The 1,392-nt window shown below is 60.9% G+C and carries 2 protein-coding genes and 1 pseudogene; all 3 read right to left on the reverse strand.

What is annotated here, in order from left to right:
* Positions 1-205, reverse strand: a pseudogene (locus tag M8859_RS36640) (MspA family porin); the annotation flags it as partial.
* A 62-nt stretch (positions 206-267) separates the two neighbouring features.
* Positions 268-942 carry an MspA family porin gene (locus M8859_RS36645; RefSeq protein ID WP_195070994.1) on the reverse strand — a complete coding sequence of 225 codons (675 nt, stop codon included), beginning with the start codon at positions 940-942 and terminating at the stop codon, positions 268-270.
* A 324-nt stretch (positions 943-1,266) separates the two neighbouring features.
* Positions 1,267-1,392: MspA family porin (locus M8859_RS36650; RefSeq protein ID WP_201295359.1), on the reverse strand; the 126-nt coding region annotated here is incomplete at its 5' end.

The raw sequence follows: 1,392 nt of genomic DNA on the forward strand, positions 1-1,392 counted from the left end.
CACCCATAGACGGACTGATGGTCGCCGACTCACCGACCAGACGAACGGTCACCACCGTGCCATCCGACAACGTCTTGACGAGCTCACCACCCGGCAGCGGAACGAAAGTATCGGCATTCGCCGCACCCGTCGAGAGGAGACCTACAGCGATGGCCGCGGACGCGCACAGCCCGGCCGCGCGCGCCAATTTCTTACGATCGAACATGATGATTCCCTTGAAGTGTCGAGTTCGCTTGAGCGAAAAGAGATTTGACAGATCCGGCCGCGTCAGCCGATGCTGAACGGCATCCCGTAAAGGGTGGTCTTCGAATAGTGATCGCCGATGATCTCGACGACCGTGTACGAACGCGCCTGCGCGTAACCCGCACACCCCTGGATCTGAATCTCGGCATCCTGATACTCCACCGAGTACACACCCGGCTTCAGGATGTCCTTGTAATCGATCTGAACGAACGTGACCTCGCCGGGACCGAGATTGATACCGATCGAGCCACCGGCGCTCGCGCCCTCGAGGTTGACACTGCCGGACACACCCGCGGAAATCGCGTCGTCGGCGATGCTGATCTGGCAGCCGACGATGTAACCGGTGCTCAACTGCGAGGCACCGTGAGTGGACGAATTATTCGTGCCCGGGTTTCCGCTCGGGCCGTTGTTCGGGCCGATCTCACCTTCCGGCGTCACAGCGACATCGGCGATGGCGTTCCCCGAAACCCACACGACACGGCCGGCACCGTTCGCAGCAAGGGACGGGGAGATCAAGGCGCGCTCACCATTGCGGGTGATGTTCACGCCGTGCCCTGCCTTGTGACCGTCCGGCAACGGCACGAAGACATCGGCATTGGCGGCACCGGTGGACAACAGACCGGTGGCCACGGCTGCCACGGCAGCGGCGCCCGCGACGCGGACGCCTCGAGACAGACCGTTGGTGCGGTACTTGCTCATCTTTTTCCTCATCAGGTTGCATCCGACCGCCTCAGGGTGTCGAGGCGGACGTGTCCCTCCAAAGCCTGCGGCGCGCAGTGGAATGTGCCGTCCACCAAGCGATCCGCCGACCATCGCCTCATCGAGCGATCTCGGACGGAAACAATGTTATTCGGTATCAACCGGACTTTTCCGGAAATTCGGGCAAATAGTCTCGAAACGAAAGCGACCTCATTAAGATCACCGAGGTCGTTGCCGGGCAATCGAATTCATGACGAAATGGACCCGCCGCGATGCGAAGGGTCCATTTCATCCGAAGCTACGGGTTTTTCACCCGCCGTTCACTCAGCCGAGGCTGAAGGGTGCTCCCCACAGCGTCACCCAGGTGATGACATTGTCGGTTTCGACCTCGACGCTCACGAAAGCACGCGCCTGGGCATAACCACCACAGCCATTGAGACCGATGGTCTC

Source organism: Nocardia sputi, from assembly GCF_023501985.1.

Excerpts from the sequence above, each read along its gene's own strand:
- M8859_RS36645 (WP_195070994.1), bottom strand. The coding sequence starts at position 942 with ATGAGCAAGTACCGCACCAACGGTCTGTCTCGAGGCGTCCGCGTCGCG.